Origin of the sequence: Pseudokineococcus marinus, from assembly GCF_013004605.1 — a bacterium.
GTDB classification, from domain to species: Bacteria; Actinomycetota; Actinomycetes; order Actinomycetales; family Quadrisphaeraceae; genus Pseudokineococcus; species Pseudokineococcus marinus.
The window spans coordinates 1-2,718 of sequence record NZ_JABEMA010000362.1; the positions used below are offsets into that span (position 1 = coordinate 1).

A 2,718-nucleotide genomic window follows, 5' to 3' on the forward strand; every position below is an offset into this window, starting at 1 on the left:
CCGCCGCGACGAGACCCCCGGAGGCGAGCGCCCCGGCGCCCACGGCGGCGTTGAGGGCGACGGCGCCCCGGGCGACGCCCGCCTCGACGCGCTCCTGCGCACCGCCGGGCCCGCCACCTGCCCCGCGCGGGTCCGTGTCCGCCGCGAGGGCCGCGTCGACGTACCAGGACTGCAGCGGGCCCGAGTCGAGCGCCCGCCAGACCCCCATGAGGGCGAAGGCGGCGGCGTACACGGCAGGGGAGCCGGCGACGAGGAGCACCGCGAGGGCCGCCGTGCCGACGATCCCCGCGACGACGAGCAGCGGCCGGCGCCCCAGCGCGTCCGCCAGCCCACCGGTCGGCAGCTCCAGGAGCAGGACGACGACGCCCTGGGCGGCGGCCACGAGGCCCACCTCGGTGAGCGACAGGCCGCGGTCGACGGCGAGGAGCACGAGGACGGGCACGAGCAGCCCCGTGGGGAACCACCGGAGGGCGGTGAGCGCCACGTAGCGCCGTCGGGCGGCGTCCGCGCCCAGGGGCGGCCGGTCGGGGCCGCCGGCCGAGCCGACGGGTGGGCCGGCGGGCGCCGTCACCAGGGGAGCCCGTGGTAGACGAGCGAGACGCGCCGGGCTCCGGGGGCCGACGCGTCGCTGCGCGCGGCCCAGCGGTGCGCGAGGTCGTGCAGCTCGTGCCGCAGCCCGACGAGCTGGTCGAGCGTGAGGGAGAGCTGCTCGTCGCCGCTCGTCGACGCGGCGACCCACTCCCGCGGCATGGCCGGCTCGGCGGCGAGGTGCTCCTCGAGCAGCGCCGCGTAGCGGTCGTGGACGGCGCGCCGGAGGCCGTCCATCGCCAGCCGCCGCTCGGGGTCGTCGTGGGCCTCGGCCGGGTCGAAGCTCGTCGTCCGGGCGGCGGCCCGCCACCAGCGCTCGCGCCGGTCGCGCGCCCGCTCCGGGGCCTCGAGGACGAAGCCGTGCCGCGCCAGCACGCCGACGTGGTAGCTCACGGAGCCCGGCGGCTCGTCGAGGAGCTCGCCGAGCATGCCGACGCTCTGCGGGCCGCGGACGCGCAGCTCGCCGAGGAGCCGCAGGCGGACGGGGTGCGCGAGCGCCCGCATGGCGCGGGGGTCGGTGACGCGGGTGGAGCCCGTGGGCAGCTCCGGCGGCGCGGGCGCGGCGTCGTCAGTGGTCACGGGCGGGACGCTAGACCCGCAAGAGACGTCGTACAAGACCTGTTGTGAACTGCTCGTCCCTGCGGCGGGCTCGAGGACGGCCTCGTCGGGGGTGGCGGCAGCCCGCCTACCCTGGACCGGTGAGCACCCAGGAGCAGGCGCCCGCCGACCGCGACGCCGCCGCCGGGGTCGGCGGGACCGGCGCAGACGCGAGCACGGCTCCCGGCGCGCCGCTGGCGACCCGGACGACGCTCCGGGTCGGTGGTCGGCCGGCGCGCGAGGTCGTGGCCCGCACCCAGGCCGAGCTCGTGGACGCCGTCCGCGGCGCCGACGCGCGCGGCGAGGAGGTGCTCCTCGTCGCGGGGGGCTCGAACCTGCTCGTGGCCGACGGCGACCTTCCGGTGACCGCGGTCGTCGTCGCCTCCAGCGGGCTGCGGCGAGAGCCGGTCGACGCCTGCGGGGGCGTCTGGGTGACCGCCGAGGCGGGGCACCCCTGGGAGGACCTCGTCGCCGAGACGACGGCGAACGGCTGGCTCGGGCTGGAGGCGCTGTCCGGCATCCCGGGGTCGACGGGCGCGACGCCCGTCCAGAACGTCGGCGCCTACGGCGCCGACGTCTCCGGGACGCTGGCCCAGGTGCGCACGTGGGACCGCCGGGAGGGGCGCCTGCGCACCCTCGCCGTCGGCGACCTGCGGCTCGGCTACCGCACCTCGCTGCTCAAGGAGGACCCCGACCGCTACGTCGTCCTCGACGTCACCTTCCAGCTGCGGGAGGGGGAGCTCGGCGGACCGGTGCGCTACGCCGAGCTCGCCGCCCGCCTCGGCGTGCCCGTCGGGGGGCGAGCGCCCGCGGCCGACGTCCGTGAGGCGGTGCTCGCGCTGCGGCGCGGCAAGGGGATGGTGCTCGACGACCCCGCGGCCGGCGTCGTCGACCACGACACCTGGAGCGCGGGGTCCTTCTTCACCAACCCGGTCCTGGGCGCGGCGGAGGCCGACGCGCTGCCCGAGGGCGCCCCCCGCTACCCGGCGGAGGGCGGGGTCAAGACGAGCGCCGCCTGGCTCATCGCGGCCGCCGGCTTCGAGCGGGGCCACGGACTGCCGGGCCCGGCGGCGCTGTCCACCAAGCACACCCTCGCCGTCACCAACCGCGGCGGGGCGAGCGCGCAGGACGTCCTCGCCCTCGCCCGCGAGGTCCGCGACGGCGTCGCCGAGCGCTTCGGCGTGCGCCTGGAGCCGGAGCCCCGGCTCGTGGGCTGCTCGCTCGGCTGAGCCGCCCGCTCGGCCGGGGCTACCGGCCGCTCGTCCCGGCCGCCGGCTCCCGCTCCGGCGACGTCCGCGGCAGGCGCTCCGGACCCCTCCCCGCGACCGCGTCGTCGTAGCGCGACCAGACGGCGGCGAGGACCCGCGGCTCCAGGCCCCCGTCCGGGGCGGTGAGCAGCGGCGCGGCGACGGCGTCGGCGCCGGCCGCGGCCAGGCGGTCGTGGAAGTGGCCGGGCCCCAGCAGGTAGGAGGCCACGACGACGCGCGCGCCGGCGGGGGACGCCGCGCGCAGGGCGGCCACGGCAACGCCGAG

The 2,718-nt window shown here is 79.3% G+C and carries 3 protein-coding genes and 1 pseudogene; 1 reads left to right on the forward strand and 3 read right to left on the reverse strand.

What is annotated here, in order from left to right:
* On the reverse strand, positions 1–571 hold a 571-nt coding region (locus HLB09_RS15405; protein WP_212771194.1), incomplete at its 3' end, for an MFS transporter.
* The gene (locus HLB09_RS15410) at positions 568–1,167 is read right to left on the reverse strand and encodes an ArsR/SmtB family transcription factor (protein WP_212771195.1); all 600 of its coding nucleotides are present in this window, start codon (positions 1,165–1,167) and stop codon (positions 568–570) included. The genes HLB09_RS15405 and HLB09_RS15410, both read right to left, overlap by 4 nt.
* 212 nt (positions 1,168–1,379) lie before the next feature.
* Here HLB09_RS15410 and HLB09_RS15415 point away from each other — a divergent pair, with 212 nt between their 5' ends.
* Positions 1,380–2,414: a UDP-N-acetylmuramate dehydrogenase gene (locus tag HLB09_RS15415; protein WP_246235570.1), complete on the forward strand. Its 1,035-nt coding sequence runs from the start codon at positions 1,380–1,382 to the stop codon at positions 2,412–2,414.
* A 19-nt stretch (positions 2,415–2,433) separates the two neighbouring features.
* Here the strand turns inward: HLB09_RS15415 and HLB09_RS17915 are convergent.
* Positions 2,434–2,718, reverse strand: a pseudogene (locus HLB09_RS17915) (sirohydrochlorin chelatase); the annotation flags it as partial.